The organism is Pseudomonas sp. UM16 (assembly GCF_050312595.1).
GTDB lineage: Bacteria > Pseudomonadota > Gammaproteobacteria > Pseudomonadales > Pseudomonadaceae > Aquipseudomonas.
The window spans coordinates 1-25,802 of sequence record NZ_JBNPJT010000020.1 but is presented as its reverse complement, the minus strand read 5'-3'; the positions used below and the strand labels follow the sequence as shown (position 1 = coordinate 25,802).

Here is a 25,802-nt window from a genome sequence, read left to right as displayed (position 1 = left end):
GGCTCATTCCTCCGGCTCTCGCCGTTCATTTCACTTCCGGTGGTGTCTGGAAGGTGTGATAAGGCGCTGGCGACGGCACCGACCATTCCAGGCCTTCGGCGCCATCCCAGGGTTTGGCCGGTGCCGGGGCACCGCCGCGAATGCACTTGATGACAATGAACAGGAAAAAGATCTGCGTGGCGCCAAAGGTAAAGGCACCAATCGAGGAGACCATATTGAAGTCGGCGAACTGCAGGTTGTAATCCGGAATCCGCCGTGGCATCCCGGCCAAACCGACAAAGTGCATAGGGAAGAACGCTAGGTTCATGCCGACGAACGACAGCCAGAAATGCAGCTTGCCGAGGGTTTCGTCATACATGTGCCCGGTCCATTTCGGCAGCCAGTAGTAAGCCGAGGCGAAGATCCCGAAGATCGCGCCAGGCACCAGCACGTAGTGGAAGTGGGCGACCACGAAGTAGGTATCGTGGTACTGGAAATCCGCCGGTGCGATGGCCAGCATCAACCCGGAAAAACCGCCGATAGTGAACAGGATGACAAAGGCGATGGCGAACAGCATCGGTGTCTCAAAGGTCAACGAGCCCTCCCACATGGTGCTGACCCAGTTGAACACCTTCACTCCGGTCGGCACAGCGATCAGCATGGTGGCGTACATGAAGAACAACTCACCGACCACCGGGATGCCGACCACGAACATGTGATGCGCCCAGACGATAAAGGACAGGAAGGCAATCGCACCGGTGGCGTACACCATCGAGGTATAGCCGAACAGCGGCTTGCGCGAGAACGCCGGGATGATCGAACTGACCGCGCCGAATGCCGGCAGGATCATGATGTACACCTCGGGGTGACCGAAGAACCAGAACACATGCTGGAACAACACCGGGTCACCACCACCGGCGGCGCTGAAGAAGCTGGTGCCGAAGTGGATGTCCATCAGCATCATCGTCACTACCCCGGCCAGCACTGGCATTACTGCAATCAACAGAAAAGCGGTGATTAGCCAGGTCCAGACGAACAGCGGCATCTTCATCAGGGTCATGCCAGGAGCACGCAGGTTGAGGATGGTAGCGATCACGTTGATCGCGCCCATGATCGAACTGATGCCCATCAGGTGAATGGCGAAGATAAAGAAGGTCACGCTTTCCGGCGCATAAGTGGTCGACAGCGGCGCATAGAAGGTCCAGCCGAAGTTCGGCCCGCCACCGGGCATGAACAGGGTCGAAACCAGCAACAGGAAGGCCGCCGGCAACAGCCAGAAACTGAAGTTGTTCATCCGCGGCAGGGCCATGTCCGGGGCGCCGATCATCAGCGGGATCATCCAGTTGGCCAGGCCGACGAAGGCCGGCATTACCGCGCCGAAGACCATCACCAAGCCGTGCATGGTGGTCATTTGATTGAAGAATTCCGGCTGCACGATCTGCAGGCCGGGCTGGAACAGCTCGGCGCGGATCACCATGGCGAACGAGCCACCGAGCAGAAAAGCGATGAAGCTGAACCACAGGTACATGGTGCCGATGTCTTTGTGGTTGGTAGTCAGCACCCAACGCATCAGGCCTTTGGCCGGTCCGTGGGCATGCTCATGACCGTGGCTGTGGTCGTCGATCACTGCGCTCATGTCCTGTCTCCTGCAGTCCGGTGACTGATGCGGGAACCCCTGTCAGGCCGGCTCATTTGCTTTCTGCCTGTTTGATCGCCAGCACGTCTTTGGGCGTAACCATGTCGCCCTTGTTGTTGCCCCAGGCGTTACGTTCGTAGGTCACCACGGCGGCGATATCCACCTCCGACAGCTGCTTGCCGAACGCGGCCATGGAGGTGCCCGGCTTGCCGTGGAAGACAATGCTCAGGTGATCTTCTTTCGGGCCGGTGGCGATCTTCGAGCCCTTGAGCGCCGGGAACATCGGCGGCAAGCCCTGGCCTTCAGCCTGGTGACAAGCCACGCAGGTGGTGTGGTAGACCTTGTCACCGCGCTCGACCAATTCCTGCAGGGTCCATTCCTTGCTGGTCAGCTCTTTGAGCTTGGCTGCCTCGGCTTTGCGCTCACTCAGCCAGGTGTCGTAATCGGCTTTGGACTTGACCTCGACCACTACCGGCATGAAGCCGTGATCCTTGCCGCACAGCTCGGTGCACTGGCCGCGGTAGATGCCCGGCTTCTCGACCCGGGCCCAGGCCTCGTTGACGAAGCCGGGAATGGCGTCGCGCTTGACCGCAAAAGCCGGCACCCACCAGGAGTGAATGACGTCGGCAGCGGTGACCAGAAAGCGCACTTTGGCACCCACCGGCAGTACCAGCGGCTGGTCGACTTCGAGCAGATAGTGCTCGTCCTTGGGCGCTTTGTTGTGGATCTGGTCGGCGGGGGTGGCCAGATTGCTGAAGAACTCGACATCCTGGCCCAGGTATTTGTAGTGCCATTTCCACTGGTAGCCGGTGACCTGGATGTCGACATCCGACTCACTGGCATCATAGATATCGATCAGGGTCTTGGTCGCCGGAATAGCCATCGCCACCAGGATCAGGAACGGCACCACCGTCCACATGATCTCGACCCAGGTATGCTCGTGGAAATGGGCGGGCTGCTGACCGGTGGAACGACGGTGGATGATCATCGACCAGAACATTGCGCCAAAGACCACCACGCCAATGATCACGCAGATCCAGAAGATGGTCATGTGCAGGTCGAACACTGCGTTGCTGACTTCTGTCGCCCCTGGTGCCATGTTCACGGTCCAGGCAGCGTTGGCCTGACCGAATACCGACCACAACAGGAGGCCCATCCAGGCGTGTGGATGTCGCATCATTGCGGGTTCCCCTTATCGTTCTTGTTATCCCGGAGGCGTGGACCTACGGCTAAGGGTACGGCGGCCAAGACTGCGAACTTCGACGACCGAGCCCCTGCGAACTGCAGTCGGGCCTCATCAGCGAATCACTTTCAAACCGGAGTATAGACAGCGACCTTGACCACGCAACGCGATAAAAAGAAATCCACCTGCCGGGTTGAACGTTTGCGCGCCAACCCACGGCTTATCTAGGGTGAAGGCGCAATGATGGCATTTCGATATAATCACCGAATATAAGCGTGTTCCGGTTATGCCAAATACGTCTTAGCCATTTTCAGAACCGAGCTACCTTATGTCTTCCGTTTGTCACGCCTTTACCCTGGAGTTGTCATGAACATCGCCGCGTTGCGCGAGCAGATCACCCGTGCCCATCAACATGAGACCGAAACCGGCCAACTGAAAGAACAACTGGTAAAACAACTGCCACACCTACATCCCTCGATTCAGCTGCCGGAACTCGATGCTCAAGAGGCGTTGGCGCGCTTCGTCAGTGCCTACATCGAACAGGTTCCAGAAATGCTTGAGGCCGCCAATGAAGTGGCCCGTGAAGCAGGTATCGAGTCTCAGATCAAACCAGTGTTGAAAATTGCCGAGCAGTATTTTCTGCAGCCTCCAGCCATCACCAACACCCACCTCGGCCTGGGTTGCTTGCTGGATGAAGCCTACTTGGCACATCGCCTGGTGGAAGAGGTGAACGACCTGTACATCAAGCACTTCAATCAACCGCTGATCCCGCTGGATACCACGGTGGCCAACCTGATTGCCCACCAACTGATCGGCGAAGAATTCGCCAATCAGTTGGATGAAGTGGTGCACCACTCGGTGGACGAAATGCTCGATGAAGATAGCTTTGCGCTGGAGTCGGTTGAGCAGTACCGCGACAAGCTCAGCAGCCCGGACACTGGCGCCGCGTGGAAACGCTGGCCGTGCCTGTCGCGGCAGTTGGGTGTAGGGCTGGATCTGGACCAGTCGGCTTGAACGCTGACTGCAACGGTAGCCGCAGCCTCGTGCCTCGTCAGCGGCTACCTTTGCATCAGGCACCGAGCCCAGCGGTCGTGCGCACCCGCCCCTCGACCCGGCGCTTGAGCCGCCGCTGTTCGATCAGCAAGCGCGAGCCCTTGCCCGCGTTGGCCCGCCCCCAGTCTTCGAGCAGCTCCAGGCAGGAGTGGTCGATGTAGCTGAGGTTGGCCAATGGCACATGCAGCATGGTACCGGCAGGGATGTCTTCCAGTACTTGCGCCAGCGCCGGCACCTTGAGAAAGGTCGCCGCGCCGCTCAAGCGCAGTTCCAGATGCCCCGGCTCACCTAGGCTGACCACACTGATCTTCAACCGCGCGGCCTTGAGCGCCAGCTTCAGCAAGGTCAGGGCAAAACCCAGCAACACACCGGTCAGCAAGTCGGTGAAGATGATTGCCAGGGCTGTCGCCGCATAGGTGAACATCGGCATCCGGCCGTAGCGACCAAGACCACGAAACGCCTTGAAGTCGACCAATTTGATGCCGGTATAAACCAACACGCCCGCCAGACTCGCCACCGGTATCTGCTGCAACACGCTACTGAGCACCACCACAAAGGCCAGCAGCCAGACCCCATGCAGGATCGCTGACAGACGTGTGCGCGCACCGGCCTGGACGTTGGCTGAGCTGCGCACAATCACCCCAGTCATTGGCAACGCCCCCAACACCCCGCAAAGCATGTTGCCCAAGCCCTGAGCCGACAGTTCGCGATCAAAGTCCGAACGCTGACCATTATGCATACGGTCCACTGCGGCGGCGGACAACAAGGTTTCGGCACTGGCGATAAACGCCAGGGCGAAAGCCGCCACCAGTAAATGGGGATCGGCAAGATTGAGCAGGTCGGCCGGGCGCAGCCAGTCGATAGCCTGACTCAGGTCCGCCGGCACCTGAACGCGGTTGACCGGCAACGACAGCCAGAGACTGATCGCGGTCATCAAGGCGACACCAAGCAGGGCGCCAGGGACAAAACGCAATGAATGTGGCCGCAAGCGCTCCCATCCCCACATTACCGCGATGGTGCCAAAGCCCAAAGCCGCCGCCTTCCAACCATTTTCCGGGCTTTCCAGCGGTAGCGCCTGGATGACTGTAGCGGGAAAACCCAACAGGTTAGCCAGGCCCGACGGTTGCGGTGCACTGTCGAACATCACATGCACCTGGGACAAGACGATCAGTACGCCGATACCGGCGAGCATGCCGTAAACCACTGCTGGCGCGGTAACTCGGAACCAGCAACCCAGGCGCAAGCGCCCGGCGAGCAATTGCAGCACACCAGCCAATAGCAGAATCGGTCCCAACATTACTACGCCGTGCTGACGCACCAACTCAAACACCAGCACCGCCAGGCCTGCGGCCGGACCGCTGACCTGCAATGGCGAGCCCGCCAGCCAACCCACCACGATACCGCCGATGATCCCGGTAATCAGACCTTTGGCCGGGGGCATGCCCGAGGCAATGGCAATGCCCATGCACAAGGGTAGGGCGACCAGAAACACCACTACCGATGCCAGTAATTCTCGCGGCAATGCCGCTTTCACTTGTGTCTTGTTCACCGTGTTTCTCCTTCTCTCAAGTTTCACGGCCATTCCAATGGCCGATAGCACACCCCCTGACACGCGTGCAGGCGCATTCCGCCAGCAAGCCGGCAGGCAGTCAGGGAAATTCAAGGCAGTCGATGACCAGGCCACACCGAGCAGGTGCAGCCGTCATTCAGGTTGTCGCGGGGGTGTCAGGGACGCTTAGTAGCGTCCTCTCGGTGTGGCGCAAGGGATTGGTTGGCCTGCGGCCAACGGCAGGAAGCTGTCGCTTGCGGCGTCATACGCTTCGATCTGACTGGTTTCGATGTCATAGATCCAGCCATGGATGTAGAGCTGGCCGGCCGCCAGACGCGAGGCTACCGAAGGATGGGTACGCAGGTGGTGCAACTGGGCAATGACGTTCTCTTTGGTGAGCACCTGCATACTTTCATGCTCGCTACCGCAGGAGCAGTTGTCCTCAACCACCGTACGGGCGACCTCGGCATGGCGCAGCCAGGCCTTGACCGTTGGCATCTTCTCGAGACTTTGCGGGTTGAGCACCGCGCGCATGGCACCGCAATCGGAGTGACCGCAAACAATGATGTGATGGACACCAAGTGCCAGGACAGCATATTCAATGGCCGTAGAGACGCCACCGTTCATCTGCCCGTAGGGCGGCACGACGTTGCCCACGTTGCGGGTGACGAACAGGTCGCCGGGAGAACTTTGGGTGATGAGCTCGGGCACGATGCGCGAGTCGGCGCAGGTGATGAACATCGCACGAGGCGTTTGTGCGGTGGCGAGTTTCTTGAACAGCTCCTGCTGCTCAGGAAAAACATCGTGGTGAAACCGCAGAAAGCCGTCAACGATATGCTTCAGGGCGGCATCGGCGCTCTCGGCAGGTGCTTCCGGAACGACCTTGGATGGGTCCTTGACGGGCATGATTCATCCTCTTTGACGGTTTAGGTTAAATCCATTTTACCGGGTTGATGATTCAAACAGCAGATGTCATTTGGATGACGTGTGCGCACCAACAATCACATCAGTTGTTGGCTGAACTCTTACGCTACCCGGCGAAACTTAACTCAAACTTAATTGCGAGGCTCTAGAACGGGCGTTCCAGAGAGTCAAAGAGTGATCCAGATAATATCAAAAAAACATCAATGGCCAATACCCATTATTCAAATCAGAGCAATGACATCTGCCCACCAGGAGGACAAAAGGCACTGCAATCAAGCGGATAGCCTTCGCGCCGGTTTAGCCCAAGTCGACGGATCGCCTTGTTGAATCGCTGCGCCAGCAACTCGGCAAACACGCCTTCGCCGCGCATACGAGCGCCAAAGCGGCTGTCGTACAACTCGCCACCGCGACTCTGGCGTATCAGGCTCAGAACATGGTTGGCGCGTTGTGGGTAATGATCCTGCAGCCATTGTTCAAACAGAGGCGCCACTTCCAGCGGCAGGCGCAGCATCATGTAGGCCGCACTCACTGCACCATTAGCCTTGGCCGCTTCCAGCAGATGCTCCAGTTCACTGTCGTTGATCATCGGAATCATTGGCGAGCACAGCACGCCTACCGGCACACCGGCCTCGGTCAGCACGCGAATTGCCCGCAAGCGTGCCTTGGGCGCCGCCGCCCGCGGCTCCAAGGTGCGCTTGAGCTCGTCATCAAGCGTGGTCAGGCTGATCATCACTTTCACCAAACGCTGCTGCGCCAGCTCAGTTAACAAGTCCAGGTCCCGCAGGATCAGCGAGCCCTTGGTGACGATGGTGACCGGGTGACGGTAACGCAGCAGCACCTCCAACAGCCTGCGGGTGAGCTTTTGCTCGCGCTCGATAGGTTGGTAGGGATCCGTGTTGGAACCCAGGTTGATCGGCGCACAGATGTAGCCAGGCTTGCTCAGTTGCTGCTCCAGCACCGCTGCGGCATTGGTCTTGGCGATCAGCTTGGTTTCGAAGTCCAGCCCGGGGGACAAATCCCAGTAAGCATGGCTGGGACGTGCATAGCAGTAGATGCAACCATGCTCACAGCCGCGATAAGGGTTGATCGAGCGGTCGAAGGGCAGGTCAGGCGAATTGTTACGCGTGATGATGCTCTTGGCGGTTTCGATGCGAACTTCAGTGCCCTGAGTCAGCGGCACTTCCTGATACCAACCGTCATCTTCGGCCTCCGAACGATTGGGCGCGAAGCGATTGTGGGGGTTGCTGGTCGTACCGCGACCGCGCAAAGGAGCTGGAGCAACCATGGGTGCACCTTTATACTGTTTTTTTATACAGTACAAGATGACACAAAGATGATCCAGCACCGCTGAGCGGCTGGTTTCAGACCTCGCTTAAACCGTACCAACGCAGAAATGGCGCAGCGCTCAATGGCCGCTTGAGGAAAGCTTCGACGCCGACCTGGACGGGCCGCGCCGCCCCCAGTGCAAACAGGTCTGCGTGCAAGGCTCGACCTGTACTCGGGTTGAGCAAACCTTCCTGTTCAAAGCGGCTGAACAGGTCAAATGCATACACATCCGCCCACAGGTAACCAAAGTAACCGGCGTCGTAACCTGCAACCAAATGATCGAAGGCATGCAGTGGCCGTTCGAAATCCGCCAGCGGCCAGGCGCCAGCGCTGACAAAACTGTCCGCAACTCGCTGCACGACACTGCGCCCGTCATCCGCTTTTCCATGCAGATCGAGGTCAAACAGCGACTTTGCCAGCTCCACTGCCAACTTCGGCTGCTCTTGCGCCTGCAACTGGCCAAGAAAAGTCTGTATGGCCGGAACCGTCAGCGCCGCTCCCGTCAGATAGTGCGAGGAGATAGCGGCCAGGTATTCGGCAGACCAGCACCAACGCTCAAACAACTTGCCGGCAACCTCAAAACCGCCAGGGCCAAGGTTCTGCACGTCGGACAGATGGTAATTAGACGTGCGCACCAGCAGATGATGCAGGCAGTGACCAAACTCATGGAACACCTTGCGCAGGTCCAGATGGCTAAGCAAGGGCGGATCACCGTCCTGGGCAGGGACAATGCTGGTGAACAGAGCAGCAGCAGCCTTGTGGTAGCGACCTTCGGCGTCGATATGGCGATTGCAGACATAGTAGGTCCATGCGCTATCTGCCTGTTTGCCCTCTCTGCCAATGGCATCGATGTACAGGTAGCCCAAAAGCGCATGATCCTGCTCCACCTCAAAAGCGCGAACACCGGGGTCCCAGGTCGGGATACTGCGAACTTCTGTCAGCACCAGGCCGAACAGCTGCCGAGCCAGATCCACCAGGGCCTTTATCACCGTATCCAGCGAGAAACAGGCACGCACTTCGTCTTCGGACAGCGCCAGGGGCGTATTGCGCAATTGCTTGCGCAGATAGGCGACATCCCAAGGCTCAATCGAAGGCAGCCCTTGTTGCTGGGCGAAGTCTTGCAACTGCTGACGCTCCTGTTGCAAGCCAGGTTGGGTCTGGCGTGTCAGGTCGGTGAGGAATGCACGGACCTGTTGTGCAGCTGCACCTTCTCGACGCTGCAGATTGAACTGCACAAAGTCATCGAAGCCGAGTAACTGTGCCTTTTCCTGTCTGGCATCGGCCAACGCCTGAAAAACCTGACCATTGTCGAAAGCAGACTCCTGGCTCGCGCCACGTTGCAGGTATGCCCGATAGACCTGTTCACGTAGATCCCGATCCTGCGCGTGTTCGATAACCGCCAGGCAGGATGCTTCTTCCAGAACAATCAACCAACCGCCCAGCCCCTTGGCTTGTGCCGCTGCAGCCATAGCGCTGCGATTGACTATTGGTAGCCCACGCAAGCGCTGCTCATCGACAATGTGCAAACTCCAACTATCGCTGGAACGGCCCAGGTTGTCGTAGAACGCATTCTGCAAGTCACTGATTTGCTGCTCCAGGGCCATCAGCTTGACGCGCTGAGCAACCGTCAGGTGGGCACCAGAGAGACGATAGGTCCTGAACGTTCGCTGCAACGCTGCCTTACTCTGCCAATCCAGGTTCAGGCCATGAGGGCTGACAGCCAAGCGCTCGTACAGCGCCAACAGCTCAGTGTTCTGCCGTTTCTGCACAAAAAACGCCTGGGCCAGATCCCAACACACACTCGCGGCTTGCTGCCATTCGCCACCGCGTAGAAGCAAGGGCGCGATGCTGTACAGGGTGTTATTGAGACGGGCATCCAGCGCATCTACTGCCAGGACCAGGTCATCCCAGGTGGGTAGATTGCGTTGCTGCTCAATGATCACATCGATAGCACTATGGTTATCGGCAATGATTTGCTCGATGGCCGGCTGCAGATGCTCAATACGCACCCTGGCGTAATCAATCAACTGCTCGTGGTGCAGGAGGGGGTTAGCGCTATTCATGTCGGCTCCAGACCGAGGGGGTTGAACACCTCACTCTGCGGCACCGAATGGCGTTATCGGTAGTAACAATCTGGCACCTGAGGCAGTCACGCCTCCGGTGCCAGGTAGCCTTATTCGGCCGGTTTCTTCAGCTTCGGATTTGGGAAGAACTGCACCGTCTGCACTTTGGCCTCGGCCGGTTTCACCTCAACCTTGTTGACCCGGGTACCCAACTCTTTTGGCACCGACAGCCCCTGTTCATTCAGCGTGTCGGAAAACCCGCACGCCACGCACTCGCGATGCGGAACGCTGTCTTCGCTCCACATCATCAGTTTGTCCGGCTCGCTGCACGCCGGGCAGACCGCCCCGGCGATGAAGCGCTTCTTGGTGATCACAGGCTCATCACTCATGCCGCCACTTCCTCACTCAGGCCACAATGGCGCAAGAGTGCATCGATTGACGGCTCACGACCGCGGAAGTCGACGAACAGCAACATCGGCTCCTGGGAGCCACCACGGGCGAGGATCGCTTCGCGGAAGGCACGACCGGTTTCAGCGTTGAGCACACCTTCTTCCTCGAAACGCGAGAAGGCATCGGCCGAGAGCACTTCAGCCCACTTGTAGCTGTAGTAACCCGCGGCATAACCGCCAGCAAAGATGTGCGCAAAGCTGTTGGGGAAGCGGTTGTACGTCGGTGGACGCATGACCGAAACCTCGTCGCGGATGCCTTCAAGCACCTCCAGTACGCTGCGGCCGTCGCCATGGCTGGCATGCAGCTCGAAGTCGAACAACGAGAACTCCAGTTGGCGGACCATCATCAGCCCGGACTGGAAGTTCTTCGCTGCCAGCATCTTCTCCAACAGGTCCTGAGGCAGGGCTGCGCCGGTTTCATAGTGACCGGAAATCAGCGCCAGACCTTCAGGTTCCCAGCACCAGTTTTCCATGAACTGGCTTGGCAGCTCGACGGCATCCCAGGCCACACCGTTGATCCCGGAGACCCCGGCATGCTCAATACGGGTCAGCAGGTGATGCAGGCCATGACCGAACTCGTGGAACAGGGTGGTGACTTCGTCGTGCGTCAGCAGCGCTGGTTTGCCAGGTGCTGCCGGGGTGAAGTTGCACACCAGGTTGGCCACCGGGCTCTGCAGTTCGCCGCCCACCGCACGACGACGGTCGCGAGCGCCGTCCATCCAGGCGCCACCACGTTTGTTGGCGCGCGCGTAGAGGTCGAAGAAGAAGCGGCCGACGTGCTGACCGTGCTCCTTGATTTCGAACAGGCGTACATCCGGGTGCCAGGTGTCGAAGCCCTTGAGCTCGGCAATCTCGATGCCGTACAAGCGCTGGACGATAGCAAACAAGCCGGACAGTACTTTGTCGATCGGGAAGTAGGCACGCAGGGTTTCCTGGGAAACGCTGTAGCGCTGCTCGCGCAACTTCTCGCCATAGAAGCCGCTGTCCCAGCTTTGCAGGTCTGGGCAACCCTGCTCGGCGGCATAGGCCTTGAGCTGAGCCAGGTCCTGTACGGCAAACGGCTTGCTGCGTTTGGCCAGGTCACGCAGGAAATTCAACACCTGATCACTGGACTCGGCCATTTTGGTCGCCAGGCTCAGCTCGGCGTAGTTGGCATATCCGAGCAGTTCGGCCAGCTCCTGACGCAGGTCGAGGATTTCGCGCATTACCGGGCCGTTGTCGAACTGGCCGGCATTCGGACCCTGATCGGAAGCCCGGGTGCAGTAAGCGGCGTAGATCTCTTCGCGCAGAGCGCGATCTTCGCCGTAGGTCATCACGGCGTAGTAGCTAGGGAACTCGAGGCTGATCAGCCAGCCTTCAAGGCCCTTGGCCTGGGCTGCAGCAGCCATCTGCGCCTTGGCCGAATCGGTCAGGCCGGCCAGCGCGGCTTCATCGGTAACGTGCTTGGTCCACGCTTGCGTGGCGTCGAGCAACTGATTCGAAAAGCGGCTGCCCAATTCGCTGAGCTTGCTCTGGACTTCGGCGTAACGCTGTTGCTTGCCAGCCGGCAGATCGATACCCGACAGACGGAAGTCACGCAGGGCGTGTTCGAGAATAGTCTTTTGCGCGACATCAAAGCCCGCCGCTTCAGGGCTGGCGATCAGCGCTTCGTATGCCTGAAACAGCTCACGGTTCTGGCCCATTTCCGTGGCGTAGGCGCTCAATGCCGGCAGGCAGGCCTCGTAGGCTTCGCGCAGTTCGGCGCTGTTGCACACGGCATTGAGGTGACTGACCGGGCTCCAGGCGGCGCCCAGGCGGTCGTTGAGTTCGTCCATCGCCAGAATCAGGCCGGCCCAGCTAGGTTGCTGGCTCTGGGTTTTGAGGATTTCGGCGATAGCGGTACGGTTGTCGGCCAGGATCTGTTCAATCGCCGGCTGCACATGCTCGGCACGGATCGCCGAGAAGGGCGGCAAGTCATAAGACTGCAGGAGCGGGTTGGTCGCACTCACGGTTAAACACCTTGGCAGAAGAAACACTGGACCATCTTAATTACAATCGACGCCGACCGCAGCCCTATCACTACCAAAGAGACTTCCTATCATGGCCATCCGCAGTTTCCAGAACCATACGCCGCGCCTCGGCGAACGCGCCTTCGTCGACCGCAGCGCGGTGGTTCTGGGCGATGTCGAGATCGGCGCAGACAGCTCGGTGTGGCCACTGACCGTGATCCGCGGCGATATGCACCGCATCCGCATCGGCGCGCGCACCAGCGTGCAAGATGGCAGCGTGCTGCACATTACTCATGCTGGGCCATTCAACCCGGACGGATTTCCGTTGCTGATCGGTGATGAAGTAACCATTGGTCACAAAGTCATGCTCCACGGCTGCACCCTGGGCAACCGAATTCTGGTTGGCATGGGCAGCACCATCATGGACGGCGCGGTGGTCGAAGACGAAGTGATCATCGGCGCTGGCAGCCTGGTGCCACCGGGCAAACGCCTGGAAAGCGGTTTTCTCTATGTTGGCAGCCCGGTCAAGCAAGCCCGTGCCCTGAATGAAAAAGAACGGGCGTTCTTTGCCTACAGCGCCAGCAACTACGTAAAACTCAAAGACCAGCATCTTGCCGAAGGTTATCACCTGCCTGAGTGAACCTGCCTAAAGCCCTTATTGAGACAGCCATGCACCAGCAAAACATCCTCTTCGACCTCGACGGCACCCTGACCGACCCACGCCTGGGCATCACCCGCTCGATTCAGTACGCCCTGGCCAAGCTCGGCATTGATGAACCGGACCTGGCGCGCCTGGAACACTTCATCGGCCCGCCCTTGCTACAAGCCTTCATGCAGTTCTACGGCTTTGACGAGGCCAAGGCCTGGGAAGCGGTGAATTTCTACCGTGAGCGCTTCAAGGTCACCGGGTTGTATGAGAACCAGGTGTTCGACGGCGTCCAGCCACTGCTGGAAGCCTTGAACGGACAGGGCCGGACGCTGTACATCGCCACCTCAAAACCCTGGGAATTCGCCCGTGAAATTGCCCGTCATTTCGCGTTCGATCACCACTTCAAGGTGATCTACGGCAGCGAACTCGACGGTACTCGTACCAACAAGGTCGAACTGATTGCCCACTTGCTGGCTGAACAAGCGCTGGATCCGGCACAAACGCTGATGATTGGTGACCGCAGCAATGGCCTTGAAGCGGTGGCGGTGGGCTACGGGTTTGGCAGTCATGAGGAACTGACGGCAGAACAGCCGGCTTATCACTTTGCGACATTGAGTGATATGCATCGGGCTTTTCTTCGGTCTTGAAGGTCTAGCCCGCTCCAAGATGGACTTCTGTAGCCGCAACCTGACGGCAGTGGCGAAACAGTAGCTCTCACTGCGAGGGGGCGGCCTTGCCAGCGATGCTTTGCAGCGCCTGCAGCCGCTCTTCTGGTGAAAGTTGGCCCAAGACTTCAACCCGCGCATAAAACACCTCCCAGTCCCTTCCGGCCTGAGCGAAAAGCACCTCAAACGCTGGCACCCACTGGTCATACAAGCCAAAGGGCAGCAGTTTGGCGTTATTCATCGGCGCATTGATCCAGGCGTCATAGCGCCCTTTGCCGCCCCACTGGCTATCACGCAGTTTCCGGTATTCCTGACGCAAACGCTCGAATTCAGCTTGTTTTGCCGCGCGCTTGCCAGCATCGCTCAGCGGTGCCGCATATAGCGTCTTGAGCCGTTCCCGGCTGGCCAGCACCAGCCCGACGAACTGATCGCGTTGCTGGCTATCGTCTTCGGTTTGCGCAGCTAGTCCACGCGCCACGCGCCACTGGCGGCTTCCCTCCTGCTCGACAAACGTGGCGAAGGACTCATTGAACGAGGTGTCATCCGCGACATACAGCCGCTGATGCGCAAGCTCATGGAAAATCACCGTAGCCAGGCGCTCATCCCCCCAGCGCAGCATGGTGTTGAGGATCGGGTCATCGAACCAACCCAGGGTCGAATAAGCCTCTACACCGCCAACATAGACATCCAGCCCCTGTTGTTTTTGCAGCGCCGCTGCACCACGGGCAGCGCCCTGGCGGTAATAGCCGCGATAGGCGACGCACCCGGCTATCGGGAAACAGTGGGTCTGGGGCTCAAGGGAAAACTCCGGGGTGGCAAACACATTCCACACCACAAACGGCCGGCCGATGTCAGCATAGACCTGGTAGCTACGGTTGTCTGGCAGTTTGAGTTGAGCACTGGCGAAGGCGCGAGCCTGCTCAGCCTGGCGCAAATGTTGACGCAGTGTGGGGGCGGTGGAGGGATCCGCTAGCAGCTCGGTCACCGGTTTGCGCGCCTGCAATAGCTGTAGCTGACCGCTGGCCAGTTGCCCGTAGTAATTGAGGGTGGAACAACCGTTGAGCAGCCCGAGCGCCAGCACGGGAACCAAATAGCGAAAAAAAGGGTCGAGTGCCCCAAGACTTGAGCGCAATAAAAGAAATAGTCGAAGCATCCGCGTCCCGTTATCCGCTCAAGAGCTCATCAGCTTCAAGACTATCCTGCCCGGCTGGAGTTTTACCATGCGTACACTGCTTGTCATCAGCGGACTTTTACTTCTCTCGGGCTGTGCCGGGTTCTTGCCGCAACCCGATCCCAATCAAGCCTGGGTCGACCTTGCCCCGGGCAAGGACGATACCCTACATGCCGTCGAAGTGGATGAGCGCGCCTGGGCTGACAAACGCTATTTCGAAGTATCGCCTGGCAGCCATGAGCTGACCGTGCGTTACCTGTTCCCGGTGACACCCAGCAACATCGGTCCAGTCAGCGAACCGCTATGGCGTGATTGCCAGCTCAATGTGAAGTTCAAGAATTTCAATGCCGGCCAACGTTATCAGCTCGAAGCCGGCAGCATCGGCTTTCGCCCTTGGGCCAAGCTCTATGACCAGCAGCGAAACGTGGTCAGCACAGGGCTACCGGCGGGCTGCCAACGTACCTGATAGCACGATTGGCGCTATGCTTGAGCTTTAGTAGTTCGCAAGCGGGAGTTTGCCATGCGCCAGCCAATGATGCTGATTGCCCTCAGTACCCTGGGGGCTTGCGCCAGCCCCTTGCCCCCTGTCGACAGCAAGCAAGCCTGGGTCGATCTCTACACCATGACCCCGGGCAAGTTGCTGATGGCCGATCGCCTGGATGGCGAGCGCCTCAAGGACGGGCGTTACTTCCAGGTGACCCCTGGCACCCATGAACTGGTGGTGCGGTTCGATTACGAGGTCTATTCAGGCGGCTTTACCACCGACCCCACTGACCGCACCTGCTACCTGAAGGTCAAGTACGACGGTTTTCAGGCCGGCCAGCGCTATCGTCTGGAAGCCCGGGCACCGGCCATGCAACCCAGTGCCTATCTGTATGACGCGCAGCGCAAAGTAGTCGCCGAAGAGTCGAACGACATCTTCTGCATTCCCTGACGCTTAGCGATCGTTTTTCTGATAGATGATTTTCTTGGTGCCACCTTCACAGCTACCGACCACCATGTTCTGGTCATGGACTTCGTCGTTCTTGACGATTTCCAGGGTGTAGGAACTGACGTTATTGGCCTGAATCTTAGCCTCGATCTCGGCCTTGAGTTCTTCGCAGGGCTTGGGCGCAGCCAAAGCGGTGGTCGCCAGCATCGATGCCAGCACAGCGATTGCGAGACGGATCATGGGACGGCTCCTTGTGGCGGCAGCGATTGTGCCGACACTTATTTGACCACAGGAAGCCTGTCCCGGTTCTGCCTTAGCTCACCAAGGTGGCATCCAGGCTGATCTTCGCCTTCAACACTTTCGACACCGGACAGCCGGCTTTGGCTTTGTTCGCCACCTCAAGGAACTGCGCTTCACTGGCCCCAGGCACCTTGGCCTTGAGAACCAGGTGCACGGCAGTAATGGCAAAGCCATCATCGAGCTTATCCAGCGTGACCTCAGCAGTGGTGTCGATACGCTCTGCAGGGAAGCCAGCCTCGCCCAGCAACATCGACAAGGCCATGGAAAAACAACCGGCATGGGCAGCGCCGATCAATTCTTCCGGGTTGGTGCCCGGCTGGCCCTCGAAACGGGTGTTGAAGCCATAAGGATTGTTTTTGAGCGCGCCACTTTCGGTAGAAATCTGACCTTTACCGTCCTTCAGGCCGCCTTGCCAGATAGCCGATGCTGTCTTTTTCATAAAGCCTCCAGAGTTCCTCAGGCACACGGACGTGCGCCTTGCCTTAATTTCAGAGAGATCTGACACAAGCAAGTTCAGCCGGATTACCGTCTCTGGCATTGATTCCTGCAGATGTGCCCATACAGAGTTGTAAAGGCCGCCGCCAGATGTCGGCCAAACGACTGCCCAGGAGGCTCAGTAGGCCATGACGCGACTTGCCGATATCAAGTTTTCCACCCTCGACCTGGTGCCGGTGCGCGCCGACAGTGGCCCGGCGCAATCGCTGCGCAATTCCCTGGACCTTGCCCAACACGTCGAGAAGTTCGGTTACAACCGCTTCTGGGTGGCCGAACACCACAACATGGACGGTATCGCCAGTTCGGCGACCTCGGTGCTGCTCAGCTACCTGGCCGGCGGCACCTCGACCATCCGCGTCGGCGCTGGCGGCGTGATGCTGCCCAACCATGCACCGCTGGTGATCGCCGAGCAGTTCGGCACCCTGGCCAGCCTCTATCCAGGGCGTATCGACCTAGGCCTGGGACGCGCGCCCGGCTCCGACCAGATGACCGCCCGCGCCCTGCGTCGCGAACGTTCTGGCAGTGCGGATGATTTCCCTGACGACGTCGAAGAGCTGATGCGCTACCTAGGGCCGCGCACACCGGATCAGAAAGTCATTGCCGTGCCTGGCTACGGCACCGAAGTGCCGATCTGGTTGCTCGGCTCCAGCTTATTCAGCGCGCAACTGGCCGGTATGCGCGGCCTGCCTTACGCCTTCGCCTCGCACTTTGCGCCGCGCTACATGCATGAAGCGATTCGCGTCTACCGCAATCACTTCCAGCCCTCAGCTGTGCTCGACAAACCTTATGTGATGCTCGGTGTACCGCTGGTAGCGGCTGATACAGATGAGCAAGCCGAGCACCTTGCGACCTCGGTGTACCAGCGCATCCTGGCGCTGATGCGTGGGCAAAGCCTGGTGCAGCGCCCACCGGTAGAGAGCATGGATGGCCTGTGGCTACCGCACGAACGTGAAGCGGTGGGTAGCTTCCTTGGCTTGGCGATGGTCGGTAGCCCGGAAAAGATCCGCGCCAAACTTGAGGTTTTGCTGGAACAGACCGAAGCTGATGAGCTGATCTTCACCTGTGATCTGTATGAGCATGCGGACCGGATTCGGTCCTATGAGTTGCTGGCGCAGACGGTGCTGAGCAGCTGAGGGCCTCATCGCCAGCAATGCTGGCTCCCACTTCAATCGATTGTGGGAGCTGGCCTTGCCAGCGATGAAGTCACTGCATAGTAGGGAAGTACACCTTTCAACCGCGCTTGTAGACGATTTCTTTGGTGCCACCTTCGCAGGTACCGACGACCTTGCCATCAGCGGCTGCACCTTTATCAACGATTTCCAGCGAATAGCCACTGACGCCTTTGGCGTCGAGCTTGGCGGCTATTTCGCCCTTTAATTCTTCACATGGCTTGCCGGCGGCCAGCGCAGTGCCCGCCAACGTCATCAAAGCCACTGCCACTACCAACTTCTTCATCGATCGCTTTCCTTGTTCAGATCAAAGTGGAGGAGGGCGCCGGAACCGGTCCGCGCGCCTCTGAACTGTGTAACTCAATTGACCCGCACAAGCCAGTGTCGCCGTTTCAGCTGTTGGCGATACGGAAGCCTACTTTGAGCGTGACCTGAAAGTGCGCAGCCTTGTTGTCCTTGATATGGCCACGGGTGTCGATCACCTCGAACCACTCAAGATGCTTGATGCTTTTACTCGCCTCGGCCAAAGCGTTGTTGATCGCCTCTTCAATACTGGTAGGCGACGAGCCAACAAGTTCGATTTTCTTATAGGTGTGGTGATCAGACATGAGCCATCTCCTTTTCGAATGTGAGATAGAGCCTAGCAGCGCCGGGCTGTTTTACCTGCGAGAGGTAAATACACAGAAAAGTTCTACTGCACTTTCTCGGCAGCGCGCAGTCGGAAACTACACTGCTCAACTCAACCTCGAAGGAGAGTCACCATGGCCAACACCTCACTGCGTAAAGCTTCGCTGCAAAGCATGGAAGCGGAAATCGAAAGCCTGCTCAAGTCATTGGAAAGCCTTAAGGACGATGCCTCGGATGAGTCGCGTAAGACCCTGAAAACCTTAAAGAGCAACGCCGAAAACGCCTTGCGTCATTCGCGCAGCCTGCTCAGCGATGCCTATGAAGAAGTGAAGACCAAGACTCGCCAGACCGGTGTAGCTACCCGCGACTATGCCCAGGAACACCCTTGGGCCACCGCAGGTGTCGCCGTCGGCGCCCTTGGCTTACTGGCCGCCTACCTGCTGTGCAAACGCGGTAACTAAGCCGCCTGTCGCGCCAGCTCGGCGCGCAACCACCCGGCCAATTGCTCGGCGCGCCCATCTGCGGCGCGTCGCGGCACCCACAAGGCCAACGCCGCTTGTGTCTCACAGAACCCCCAAGGAGCCGCCAGGCGCCCGGCGCGCAGGTCATCGGCGACCAACGGCTGCGGGGCGATGGCCACCCCCAGGCCGGCGACCGCCGCCTCCAGCAGGTAGTACAGATGCTCGAAATCCTGACCGTAGCGCAGCGCCTCAGGGTTGATGCCCTGTTGCTCTGCCCAGTTGGGCCAGGCTTGGGGTCTTGAGCTTGTCTGTAACAAAGTTTCTTCCAGCAGAGCCTGTGTGGGTGCCTGCTGCAAGCGGGCGAAGCCCGGAAAATGCGGGCTGAGCACCGGACCTATGCGCTCCTGAGCCAACACATGCACCTGCATGTCGGCCGGCCACGGCGGTTCGGCGAATACCAGCAAGGCATCAAGCCCGGGGCGACGCGGGTCAAGATCACCTTCGCCGGCCGATAAGTGCAAACGCAGCTCCGGCAGCTCCGCCTTGAGCCGACCCAATCGCGGGATGAACCAGCGCGCCAACAAACTACCGGAGCAACCGAGGACAAAAGGTGCGTCGGCACTGCTCTGACTCAGCTCGCCGCACACGCTGCGCAGGCGATCAAACGCGTCAAAGCTGGCATCGCGTAAGCGTAGCCCTGCATCTGTGAGTTTAATGCCGCGCCCGTCTTTGACGAACAAGCTGACCCCCAGATGCTCTTCAAGCACCTTCAATTGTCGGCTCACGGCCCCATGAGTAACGTGCAGTTGCTCAGCTGCCTGGCTAACGCTATTGAGCCGAGCAGTGGCTTCGAATGCCCTCAAGGCATTGAGGGGAGGCAGGTCTTGGCGCATAACGTGTGAGTTTTCCTGACATGTTGTCGCAATCTTATCGGTTTTCAGCCGCGCCTGTCGTGGGTAGAGTAAAGCCATTCTCAGCCTTCACTACGCCCTGGAGCGACCCATGACCCAGACCAACTTCCGCGCCGGCCCCGATGCCAATGGCCTGTTTGGCGCATTCGGCGGCCGCTATGTGGCGGAAACCCTGATGCCGCTGGTGCTCGACCTGGCCCGCGAATACGAAGCGGCCAAGGCCGACCCTGAATTCCTTGAGCAACTGGCCTACTTCCAGCGCGACTACATCGGCCGCCCCAACCCGCTGTACTTCGCTGAACGCCTGACTGAACACTGTGGTGGTGCGAAGATCTTCTTCAAACGCGAAGAGCTCAACCATACCGGCGCGCACAAGGTGAACAACTGCATCGGCCAAGTCCTGCTGGCCAAGCGCATGGGCAAAAAACGCCTGATCGCCGAAACCGGCGCCGGTATGCACGGTGTCGCCACCGCCACGGTTGCCGCGCGCTTCGGCCTGCCTTGCGTGATCTACATGGGCGCTACCGATATCGAGCGCCAGCAGGCCAACGTGTTCCGCATGAAGCTGCTGGGTGCCGAAATCGTTCCGGTGACATCCGGTACCGGCACGCTCAAGGACGCCATGAACGAGGCCCTGCGTGACTGGGTCACTAACGTTGATGACACGTTCTACCTGATCGGCACCGTGGCCGGCCCACACCCGTATCCGGCAATGGTCCGTGACTTCCAGTCGATCATCGGCAAGGAAACCCGCACCCAGTTGCACGAGAAGGAAGGGCGCCTGCCCGACAGCCTGATCGCCTGCGTCGGCGGTGGCTCCAATGCCATGGGTCTGTTCCACGATTTCCTCGATGACACCAGCGTACGGATTATCGGCGTCGAAGCCGGTGGCCATGGTGTCGATACCGACAAGCATGCCGCCAGCCTGACCGGCGGTATTCCGGGCGTACTGCACGGCAACCGTACCTACCTGTTGCAGGACGCCGACGGCCAGATTACTGACGCTCACTCGATCTCTGCGGGCCTGGACTACCCAGGCATCGGTCCAGAACACGCCTACCTGCATGAAGTGAAACGCGTCGAGTACGTCAGCATCAACGATGAAGAGGCCCTGGCCGCCTTCCACACCACCTGCCGCCTGGAAGGCATCATTCCCGCCCTGGAAACCTCCCACGCCCTGGCTGAAGCAATCAAACGCGCGCCGACCCTGCCTAAGGATCACCTGATGGTGGTGTGCCTGTCCGGGCGCGGCGACAAAGACATGCAAACCGTGATGAGCCATATGGCTGCCCAGGAGAAACAGGCATGAGCCGTCTTGAACAACGTTTCGCCGAGCTGAAGGCTGAAGGCCGCTCGGCACTGGTCACGTTCATCACCGCCGGTGATCCTGGCTACGACGCTTCGCTGGAAATTCTAAAAGGCTTGCCCGCTGCTGGCGCCGACGTGATCGAGCTGGGCATGCCTTTCACCGATCCGATGGCTGACGGTGTCGCTATCCAGCTGGCAACCCTGCGCGCCCTGGAGGCGGGACAGACCCTGGCGAAAACCTTGCAGATGGTTCGCCAGTTCCGCGAAGGCAACCAGACCACGCCGATCGTGCTGATGGGCTACTACAACCCGATTCACCGCTTTGGCGTTGAAGCCTTCGTGGCCCAGGCCAAGGAGGTCGGTGTAGATGGTCTGATCATTGTCGACCTGCCGCCAGAGCATGACGCTGAACTGGCTACCCCGGCGCAGGCTGCCGGTATCGATTTCATTCGCCTAACCACCCCGACCACCGACGACGCGCGTCTGCCGCGGGTACTGGAGCGTAGCTCCGGGTTCGTCTACTACGTGTCGGTGGCGGGTGTTACCGGTGCCGGTTCGGCGACCACCGATCAAGTCAGCAGCGCCATCAAGCGTCTGCGTCGGCATACCGACCTGCCGATCAGCGTTGGCTTCGGTATCCGGACGCCAGAGCAAGCAGCAGCGATTGCCAAGCTGTCCGATGGCGTAGTGGTGGGTTCGGCACTGGTCGACAAAATCGCTCAGGCGAAATCGACCGAGCAGGCTGTGGCTGATGTGCTTGAGCTGTGTTCGGCGCTGGCCCAAGGTGTGCGGGGTGCACGCAAGGGTTGATTGCGTGGTGCCCTTATCGCCGGCAATGCCGGCGATAGCAGCCCTCCCATCTCAGGACGGCTCGAAGATCGATAGATCAAGCGGCCGCACCGCCCCCATCCAGATTGCATGATCACGGTGATCGGCTAGATCATCCCCAGTCAGCGGATGCAAAAACACCACCAGCCCGTGCCGATACAGCGCCAGCCAAGGCAACACCACCCCCACCACTTCCGGCCCAAAAGCCAGCTGACAGCTCCAGTCCGGATGCGGTCCGACCGGCTTCTGATGCATGCGCCCCATCGTCACCGGGAACAATTTAGCCGCCTCTTCGCACAACTGCCGGGCTTGCTCCATGGTGCTGGCGTCGTAGTAGACGTGGGCGTGATAGCCCTTGATCCTCTGCACAAAAAACTCCTGAAGCTTGGCGAACCCATGCCCTGAAATGGAAGTCAAACAATCACCCGTACACAACGGAGTGATGCTGTGAAAAATGCCGAAACCTATGCCCTCAAGATTGCGTTATTTGGTGCATTGAGCAGCCTGGGCAGCGCGCTGATGGCGGAGTTGCTCAAGCGCCAACATGAGGTCATCGCTATCGTTGACGACCTCAACCAGTGGGCACCGCGCCCCGGTGTGCACTGCAAGCATGCCGGCCTGGACGACGCTGACCAGGCCGAGCAAGGCGTGGCAGGCAGCTCAGCAGTAATTTGCCTGCTGCCAGCACTGGCGCCGGACGACCCCCGCACTCAACTGCACCATGTCCGCGCACTGATTGACGGCATGTCTCGCACGACTATACGCCGGCTCCTGCTGGTCGGCGATTTCGACGTGCTGGAGCATGCCGACAAACATAGCGAACAACACCGCGAATGCGCAGGCCATATGGTCGACCTGCTGCAACGCAGCACCTTGCAATGGACGCTGATCAACGCCCCGGTACAAGTGGCTGGGCTGGGCATTGAGCACTTTCACCACACCCATGGCACCCTTGAGCCAGGCTTGACCGAGCTCCTGCAACGCCTGGCGCGGGTCGCCGCTGGCATGGTCGATACCCTGGAGCTGAAGCTGCATTATGGCGAGCATGTGAATTTCGTCTGCTAGCAATGCAGTTCTGCGCTCAGCCAGTCGCCAAAGCGCCGTTTGCGCGGTGACGGCATCACGTTGGGAACTTGCACACCAGCGCCAGACATCGCACCCTGTGCAGCCTGCGCTTGCGATAGAGAGTTTCCATGGCCCGGCTTGATCGCCACCGTCTGCTGCCGTTTCTCAGCTGGCTGCCCCGGCAAACCCGAGGCAGCGTGCGCCGTGACCTGATGGTGGGTCTAAGTGGTGCGATCCTGGCTTTGCCACAGTCTATCGCCTACGCCCTGATTGCCGGTCTGCCCGCTGAATATGGCCTGTATGCGGCGATCGTACCGGTGTTGATTGCTTGCCTCTGGGGCTCGTCCTGGCATTTGATCTGTGGCCCCACCGCGGCGATATCCATCGTTCTCTATACCAGTGTCAGCCCCTTGGCTGTCAGCGGCAGTGACGACTACATCACCCTGATCCTGTTGCTTACCTTTCTCGCCGGCGTGTTTCAGTGGTTGCTGGGGTTGTTGCGATTCGGCGCGCTGGTCAACTTTGTCTCGCAATCGGTGGTGCTCGGCTTCACCCTCGGCGCAGCGGTGGTCATCGCCCTCGGGCAACTGCCCAACCTGATGGGCATGGGCCTGCCCAGTCAGGCGACTGCACTGAAAACCCTGGAAAGTCTCCTGGAGCACGCAGGTGAAGTGGATTGGCCTTCTCTGACGTTGGGTCTTGGTACACTGGTGATTGGCGTTACCCTGAAACTGTTGCGCCCACGCTGGCCGGGGCTGTTGATAACGCTGACACTGGCCAGTTTGCTGGTCTGGCTGCTGCCAGGTGTGTTCGGTCAAGTGCAGTTGGTCCCAGGCTTTGCCGGCCAGTTGCCGCCGTTGAGCCCATTGCCATTGCTTGACCTGGACCTGATCCTGCGCCTGCTACCCAGCGCTGTGGCCGTGGGCATGCTAGGCCTGGTGACCAGCCTGTCGATTGCCCGTTCGATCGCTTCGCGTTCGGAACAACTGATTGACGCCAACCAGGAAATCCGCGCCCAAGGCCTGTCGAACATGGTGGGTAGCGTGTTCTCGGGCTACCTGTCGTCAGGCTCCTTTACCCGTTCCGGGTTGAGCTACGACGCTGGTGCCCGCTCACCCTTGGCCGGGGTCTTCTCGGCGTTGTGGGTGGCGCTGTTCGCCGTGGCCGGCGCCAGCTTGATTGCACATATCCCGATCCCGGCGATGGCCGCCAGCATTCTGTTGATCTGCTGGGGCCTGATCGATCATCGGGCAATGCGGGCGCTGTTCCGGGTCAGCCGTTCGGAGTTTCTGGTCATGGCCCTGACTGCTGCGGCAACCTTGCTGCTGGAGCTACAGACCGCCATCTACGCTGGCGTGCTGGCCTCGCTGTTTTTCTACCTGAAACGCACCTCTCGGCCGCGCGTACAACACTCCCGCGAAGGGGATACCGACGTGCTGCGGGTGGGCGGTTCGATTTTCTTTGGCGCCAGCCATTACCTGCAGGTGCGTTTGCAACGCTGCCAGGGACCGGATGTGGTGATTGATGCCCGGCAGATCAACTTCATCGACTATTCCGGGGTCGACATGCTCCACCGCGAAGCCCGTCGATTGCGTCGGGCAGGCGGCAGCCTGACGCTACATCGGGCGCGTCCGCAGGTGATTGAAGAATTACATAAGCTGGAAGGGGTAACGCACTGCCCGATCCGCTTCGAGGAGTGAAACTATCGCGGGGCAAGCCCGCTTGTGTCTAGCGACAAGGAATACACTCTGTGTAACTTGTACTTTCGATTGAAGCCATAGCAGTTTACTGACTACCATTTTGTTGCATTTACTCCTAGCAATCTCTAGTATTTTTATGACTCTACATCCTAAGGACCCTGTAGGAATGTATACAATCAGATATTTAATAAGCATGGGATTGACTATTATCATCTGCTCTATGTTCTACACATTGCTTATTATGTGGTGCATAACAGAATTCTTCCCGCTGGAAGAAACGCCATATTGGATTATAAGCGGAATTTTGTTTGTTACCCTCAGCATTGCCGGATTAAAATTTTACATCCCAAGACTACGCAATATATGGTAACCATTGTCATACCAAACAGCTTGGACGCTTCTTCGCATAGCTGGCGATCTTGCTTCATGGTGCTGGCATCGTAGTAAGCATGGGCATGGCAGCCCTTGATTCTGCTGAACTCTCCTGACCAAAATTCGGGACACCAAACTACCTTCCACGACAATACACAGGGAATCACACCCTGCGCAGTTTGTGCTTTTGATTGAATCCGTAGAAGTTTACTGACTACTCTCTTGTTGCATTTACTCCTAGCTAGATCTAATATTTTTATGCATTCACATCCAAAGGACTCTGTAGAAATGTATACAATTAGATATTTAGTAAGCCTGGGCATAACAATTATTGCCGGCGCCATGCTCTACACAGCTATTATTATGTTTGGCATAACAAAACTATACCCTCTAGGAGAAACTCCATACTGGGTTACAAGCGGTACTTTGTTTGTTACCATTTCCGTTGCCGGCTTAAAATTTTACATCCCCAGGTTACGCAATACATGGCGATTATAACGACCTCACTAAAACATCAATTATTTATGGTTTCAGCTCGTTCTTCTGACACCATGGAGTTAATTGTAATCGAGTCAACTAACGCCTCAAAAAACAAAGCCAATCTTCCGGATTGCTGATACGCTGGTTCGTAATTAAGTGGGTCCCGCCTGAAAAGCTGCACTGAACCCGTCTTTCGTAAAGGCTGCATCATACCTATAGCTGACAAACCCAGGTCGAATACACCATACACCATATCCCCTGTGTATTCATCTTTAAATAAGTCTTGATAAACACGTCTAACTGGCCCCCTTGCCGCTTCAACATTCGGACCTTGGTAAATGTTCAGCCCCCCTTCATAAATATTATTAACGCCGTGAGCGATAAAAACTCCACCTACTGGTGCTGCAAAACCGGCTGATGACCCTATAATCGCGATTCCAACTTCAACCTGCATGACACCAGCTACGACCCCGATGCCATTTTGAGCATAAAAAGCCGCCTTGGAAGCCAGCTCGGCATA

The 25,802-nt window shown here is 58.5% G+C and carries 27 protein-coding genes; 11 read left to right on the top strand and 16 right to left on the bottom strand.

Annotated elements, in window-relative coordinates:
- Nucleotides 1-25: 25 nt before the first annotated feature.
- Together ctaD and coxB are read right to left on the bottom strand one after the other, a co-directional pair.
- Nucleotides 26-1,615, bottom strand: coding sequence for a cytochrome c oxidase subunit I (gene ctaD, locus ACQRAX_RS21430; protein ID WP_045186462.1), 1,590 nt, complete (start codon nt 1,613-1,615; stop codon nt 26-28).
- 52 nt (nt 1,616-1,667) lie between these two features.
- Entirely contained in the window at nt 1,668-2,795 is a 1,128-nt protein-coding gene (gene coxB / locus ACQRAX_RS21425) for a cytochrome c oxidase subunit II (protein WP_412041261.1), read from the bottom strand.
- 369 nt (nt 2,796-3,164) lie between these two features.
- On the opposite strand from coxB, the gene ACQRAX_RS21420 reads away from it, so the two are divergent.
- On the top strand, nt 3,165-3,812 hold the full coding sequence (locus ACQRAX_RS21420) for a hypothetical protein (RefSeq protein ID WP_412041260.1): 648 nt from the start codon (nt 3,165-3,167) through the stop codon (nt 3,810-3,812).
- 55 nt (nt 3,813-3,867) lie between these two features.
- Here the strand turns inward: ACQRAX_RS21420 and ACQRAX_RS21415 are convergent, their stop codons facing one another.
- From ACQRAX_RS21415 to prlC, 6 genes are all read right to left on the bottom strand, one after another.
- A complete protein-coding gene (locus ACQRAX_RS21415; protein WP_412041259.1) occupies nt 3,868-5,433 on the bottom strand; it encodes a SulP family inorganic anion transporter in 1,566 nt (521 codons plus the stop codon).
- Nucleotides 5,434-5,586: 153 nt separating this feature from the next.
- Nucleotides 5,587-6,306, bottom strand: coding sequence for a carbonic anhydrase (locus tag ACQRAX_RS21410; RefSeq protein ID WP_412041258.1), 720 nt, complete (start codon nt 6,304-6,306; stop codon nt 5,587-5,589).
- A 244-nt stretch (nt 6,307-6,550) separates the two neighbouring features.
- Entirely contained in the window at nt 6,551-7,609 is a 1,059-nt protein-coding gene (locus ACQRAX_RS21405; protein WP_412041257.1) for a PA0069 family radical SAM protein, read from the bottom strand.
- Between the two features lie 76 nt (nt 7,610-7,685).
- The gene (locus ACQRAX_RS21400; protein ID WP_412041256.1) at nt 7,686-9,713 is read right to left on the bottom strand and encodes a M3 family metallopeptidase; all 2,028 of its coding nucleotides are present in this window, start codon (nt 9,711-9,713) and stop codon (nt 7,686-7,688) included.
- Between the two features lie 110 nt (nt 9,714-9,823).
- Nucleotides 9,824-10,102: a YheV family putative zinc ribbon protein gene (locus tag ACQRAX_RS21395; RefSeq protein WP_412041255.1), complete on the bottom strand. Its 279-nt coding sequence runs from the start codon at nt 10,100-10,102 to the stop codon at nt 9,824-9,826.
- On the bottom strand, nt 10,099-12,150 hold the full coding sequence (gene prlC, locus ACQRAX_RS21390; RefSeq protein WP_412041254.1) for an oligopeptidase A: 2,052 nt from the start codon (nt 12,148-12,150) through the stop codon (nt 10,099-10,101). The genes ACQRAX_RS21395 and prlC overlap by 4 nt, the downstream gene beginning before the upstream one ends.
- Before the next feature lie 91 nt (nt 12,151-12,241).
- On the opposite strand from prlC, the gene ACQRAX_RS21385 reads away from it, so the two are divergent.
- Together ACQRAX_RS21385 and ACQRAX_RS21380 are read left to right on the top strand one after the other, a co-directional pair.
- The gene (locus ACQRAX_RS21385; RefSeq protein ID WP_412041253.1) at nt 12,242-12,790 is read left to right on the top strand and encodes a gamma carbonic anhydrase family protein; all 549 of its coding nucleotides are present in this window, start codon (nt 12,242-12,244) and stop codon (nt 12,788-12,790) included.
- A 29-nt stretch (nt 12,791-12,819) separates the two neighbouring features.
- Nucleotides 12,820-13,446, top strand: coding sequence for an HAD hydrolase-like protein (locus ACQRAX_RS21380; RefSeq protein ID WP_412041252.1), 627 nt, complete (start codon nt 12,820-12,822; stop codon nt 13,444-13,446).
- 67 nt (nt 13,447-13,513) lie between these two features.
- Here ACQRAX_RS21380 and ACQRAX_RS21375 read toward each other — a convergent pair whose 3' ends face one another.
- Nucleotides 13,514-14,617, bottom strand: a complete 1,104-nt coding sequence (locus tag ACQRAX_RS21375; RefSeq protein ID WP_412041251.1) for an aminopeptidase — start codon at nt 14,615-14,617, stop codon at nt 13,514-13,516.
- 67 nt (nt 14,618-14,684) lie between these two features.
- Between ACQRAX_RS21375 and ACQRAX_RS21370 the strand changes: the two genes are divergently transcribed.
- Nucleotides 14,685-15,101, top strand: coding sequence for a hypothetical protein (locus tag ACQRAX_RS21370; RefSeq protein ID WP_412041250.1), 417 nt, complete (start codon nt 14,685-14,687; stop codon nt 15,099-15,101).
- Nucleotides 15,102-15,155: 54 nt separating this feature from the next.
- Nucleotides 15,156-15,569, top strand: a complete 414-nt coding sequence (locus ACQRAX_RS21365) for a hypothetical protein (RefSeq protein ID WP_412041249.1) — start codon at nt 15,156-15,158, stop codon at nt 15,567-15,569.
- A 3-nt stretch (nt 15,570-15,572) separates the two neighbouring features.
- Here ACQRAX_RS21365 and ACQRAX_RS21360 read toward each other — a convergent pair whose 3' ends face one another.
- Nucleotides 15,573-15,806 (bottom strand): DUF1161 domain-containing protein, encoded by a 234-nt coding sequence (locus ACQRAX_RS21360; protein ID WP_412041248.1) that lies wholly within the window; start codon nt 15,804-15,806, stop codon nt 15,573-15,575.
- A gap of 73 nt (nt 15,807-15,879) precedes the next feature.
- Nucleotides 15,880-16,305, bottom strand: coding sequence for an OsmC family protein (locus ACQRAX_RS21355; protein ID WP_412041247.1), 426 nt, complete (start codon nt 16,303-16,305; stop codon nt 15,880-15,882).
- A 184-nt stretch (nt 16,306-16,489) separates the two neighbouring features.
- Here ACQRAX_RS21355 and ACQRAX_RS21350 point away from each other — a divergent pair, with 184 nt between their 5' ends.
- Entirely contained in the window at nt 16,490-17,494 is a 1,005-nt protein-coding gene (locus ACQRAX_RS21350) for an LLM class flavin-dependent oxidoreductase (protein ID WP_412041246.1), read from the top strand.
- A 97-nt stretch (nt 17,495-17,591) separates the two neighbouring features.
- Here the strand turns inward: ACQRAX_RS21350 and ACQRAX_RS21345 are convergent, their stop codons facing one another.
- A complete protein-coding gene (locus tag ACQRAX_RS21345; protein ID WP_412041245.1) occupies nt 17,592-17,816 on the bottom strand; it encodes a DUF1161 domain-containing protein in 225 nt (74 codons plus the stop codon).
- Between the two features lie 106 nt (nt 17,817-17,922).
- Complete coding sequence (locus ACQRAX_RS21340) at nt 17,923-18,138, bottom strand: dodecin (protein ID WP_045186424.1); 216 nt, start codon at nt 18,136-18,138, stop codon at nt 17,923-17,925.
- Between the two features lie 153 nt (nt 18,139-18,291).
- Here ACQRAX_RS21340 and ACQRAX_RS21335 point away from each other — a divergent pair, with 153 nt between their 5' ends.
- Entirely contained in the window at nt 18,292-18,618 is a 327-nt protein-coding gene (locus ACQRAX_RS21335) for a DUF883 family protein (RefSeq protein WP_412041244.1), read from the top strand.
- Here ACQRAX_RS21335 and ACQRAX_RS21330 read toward each other — a convergent pair.
- Nucleotides 18,615-19,511 carry a LysR family transcriptional regulator gene (locus ACQRAX_RS21330; protein WP_412041243.1) on the bottom strand — a complete coding sequence of 299 codons (897 nt, stop codon included), beginning with the start codon at nt 19,509-19,511 and terminating at the stop codon, nt 18,615-18,617. The genes ACQRAX_RS21335 and ACQRAX_RS21330 overlap by 4 nt on opposite strands.
- A gap of 109 nt (nt 19,512-19,620) precedes the next feature.
- Between ACQRAX_RS21330 and trpB the strand changes: the two genes are divergently transcribed.
- Nucleotides 19,621-20,838, top strand: coding sequence for a tryptophan synthase subunit beta (gene trpB / locus ACQRAX_RS21325; protein ID WP_412041242.1), 1,218 nt, complete (start codon nt 19,621-19,623; stop codon nt 20,836-20,838).
- Nucleotides 20,835-21,647 (top strand): tryptophan synthase subunit alpha, encoded by an 813-nt coding sequence (gene trpA, locus ACQRAX_RS21320; RefSeq protein WP_412041241.1) that lies wholly within the window; start codon nt 20,835-20,837, stop codon nt 21,645-21,647. Before trpB ends, trpA begins: the two co-directional genes overlap by 4 nt.
- A gap of 51 nt (nt 21,648-21,698) precedes the next feature.
- Here the strand turns inward: trpA and ACQRAX_RS21315 are convergent, their stop codons facing one another.
- Entirely contained in the window at nt 21,699-22,034 is a 336-nt protein-coding gene (locus ACQRAX_RS21315; RefSeq protein WP_412041240.1) for a DOPA 4,5-dioxygenase family protein, read from the bottom strand.
- Between the two features lie 78 nt (nt 22,035-22,112).
- On the opposite strand from ACQRAX_RS21315, the gene ACQRAX_RS21310 reads away from it, so the two are divergent.
- Together ACQRAX_RS21310 and ACQRAX_RS21305 are read left to right on the top strand one after the other, a co-directional pair.
- A complete protein-coding gene (locus tag ACQRAX_RS21310) occupies nt 22,113-22,730 on the top strand; it encodes an NAD(P)-dependent oxidoreductase (protein ID WP_412041239.1) in 618 nt (205 codons plus the stop codon).
- 128 nt (nt 22,731-22,858) lie between these two features.
- Nucleotides 22,859-24,430, top strand: a complete 1,572-nt coding sequence (locus ACQRAX_RS21305) for a SulP family inorganic anion transporter (RefSeq protein ID WP_412041238.1) — start codon at nt 22,859-22,861, stop codon at nt 24,428-24,430.
- Between the two features lie 886 nt (nt 24,431-25,316).
- On the opposite strand, the gene ACQRAX_RS21300 is transcribed toward ACQRAX_RS21305, so the two are convergent.
- Nucleotides 25,317-25,802 (bottom strand): DUF4225 domain-containing protein (locus ACQRAX_RS21300; RefSeq protein WP_427867756.1); only part of this gene is annotated, 486 nt, incomplete at its 5' end.

What these genes read in the sequence shown, in the direction of transcription:
- ctaD (WP_045186462.1), bottom strand. Translation starts at nt 1,615, where the DNA reads ATGAGCGCAGTGATCGACGACCACAGCCACGGTCATGAGCATGCCCAC.
- coxB (WP_412041261.1), bottom strand. Translation starts at nt 2,795, where the DNA reads ATGATGCGACATCCACACGCCTGGATGGGCCTCCTGTTGTGGTCGGTA.
- ACQRAX_RS21420 (WP_412041260.1), top strand. Translation starts at nt 3,165, where the DNA reads ATGAACATCGCCGCGTTGCGCGAGCAGATCACCCGTGCCCATCAACAT.
- ACQRAX_RS21415 (WP_412041259.1), bottom strand. Translation starts at nt 5,433, where the DNA reads ATGGCCGTGAAACTTGAGAGAAGGAGAAACACGGTGAACAAGACACAA.
- ACQRAX_RS21410 (WP_412041258.1), bottom strand. Translation starts at nt 6,306, where the DNA reads ATGCCCGTCAAGGACCCATCCAAGGTCGTTCCGGAAGCACCTGCCGAG.
- ACQRAX_RS21405 (WP_412041257.1), bottom strand. Translation starts at nt 7,609, where the DNA reads ATGGTTGCTCCAGCTCCTTTGCGCGGTCGCGGTACGACCAGCAACCCC.
- ACQRAX_RS21400 (WP_412041256.1), bottom strand. Translation starts at nt 9,713, where the DNA reads ATGAATAGCGCTAACCCCCTCCTGCACCACGAGCAGTTGATTGATTAC.
- ACQRAX_RS21395 (WP_412041255.1), bottom strand. Translation starts at nt 10,102, where the DNA reads ATGAGTGATGAGCCTGTGATCACCAAGAAGCGCTTCATCGCCGGGGCG.
- ACQRAX_RS21385 (WP_412041253.1), top strand. Translation starts at nt 12,242, where the DNA reads ATGGCCATCCGCAGTTTCCAGAACCATACGCCGCGCCTCGGCGAACGC.
- ACQRAX_RS21380 (WP_412041252.1), top strand. Translation starts at nt 12,820, where the DNA reads ATGCACCAGCAAAACATCCTCTTCGACCTCGACGGCACCCTGACCGAC.
- ACQRAX_RS21375 (WP_412041251.1), bottom strand. Translation starts at nt 14,617, where the DNA reads ATGCTTCGACTATTTCTTTTATTGCGCTCAAGTCTTGGGGCACTCGAC.
- ACQRAX_RS21370 (WP_412041250.1), top strand. Translation starts at nt 14,685, where the DNA reads ATGCGTACACTGCTTGTCATCAGCGGACTTTTACTTCTCTCGGGCTGT.
- ACQRAX_RS21365 (WP_412041249.1), top strand. Translation starts at nt 15,156, where the DNA reads ATGCGCCAGCCAATGATGCTGATTGCCCTCAGTACCCTGGGGGCTTGC.
- ACQRAX_RS21360 (WP_412041248.1), bottom strand. Translation starts at nt 15,806, where the DNA reads ATGATCCGTCTCGCAATCGCTGTGCTGGCATCGATGCTGGCGACCACC.
- ACQRAX_RS21355 (WP_412041247.1), bottom strand. Translation starts at nt 16,305, where the DNA reads ATGAAAAAGACAGCATCGGCTATCTGGCAAGGCGGCCTGAAGGACGGT.
- ACQRAX_RS21350 (WP_412041246.1), top strand. Translation starts at nt 16,490, where the DNA reads ATGACGCGACTTGCCGATATCAAGTTTTCCACCCTCGACCTGGTGCCG.
- ACQRAX_RS21345 (WP_412041245.1), bottom strand. Translation starts at nt 17,816, where the DNA reads ATGAAGAAGTTGGTAGTGGCAGTGGCTTTGATGACGTTGGCGGGCACT.
- ACQRAX_RS21340 (WP_045186424.1), bottom strand. Translation starts at nt 18,138, where the DNA reads ATGTCTGATCACCACACCTATAAGAAAATCGAACTTGTTGGCTCGTCG.
- ACQRAX_RS21335 (WP_412041244.1), top strand. Translation starts at nt 18,292, where the DNA reads ATGGCCAACACCTCACTGCGTAAAGCTTCGCTGCAAAGCATGGAAGCG.
- ACQRAX_RS21330 (WP_412041243.1), bottom strand. Translation starts at nt 19,511, where the DNA reads ATGCGCCAAGACCTGCCTCCCCTCAATGCCTTGAGGGCATTCGAAGCC.
- trpB (WP_412041242.1), top strand. Translation starts at nt 19,621, where the DNA reads ATGACCCAGACCAACTTCCGCGCCGGCCCCGATGCCAATGGCCTGTTT.
- trpA (WP_412041241.1), top strand. Translation starts at nt 20,835, where the DNA reads ATGAGCCGTCTTGAACAACGTTTCGCCGAGCTGAAGGCTGAAGGCCGC.
- ACQRAX_RS21305 (WP_412041238.1), top strand. Translation starts at nt 22,859, where the DNA reads ATGGCCCGGCTTGATCGCCACCGTCTGCTGCCGTTTCTCAGCTGGCTG.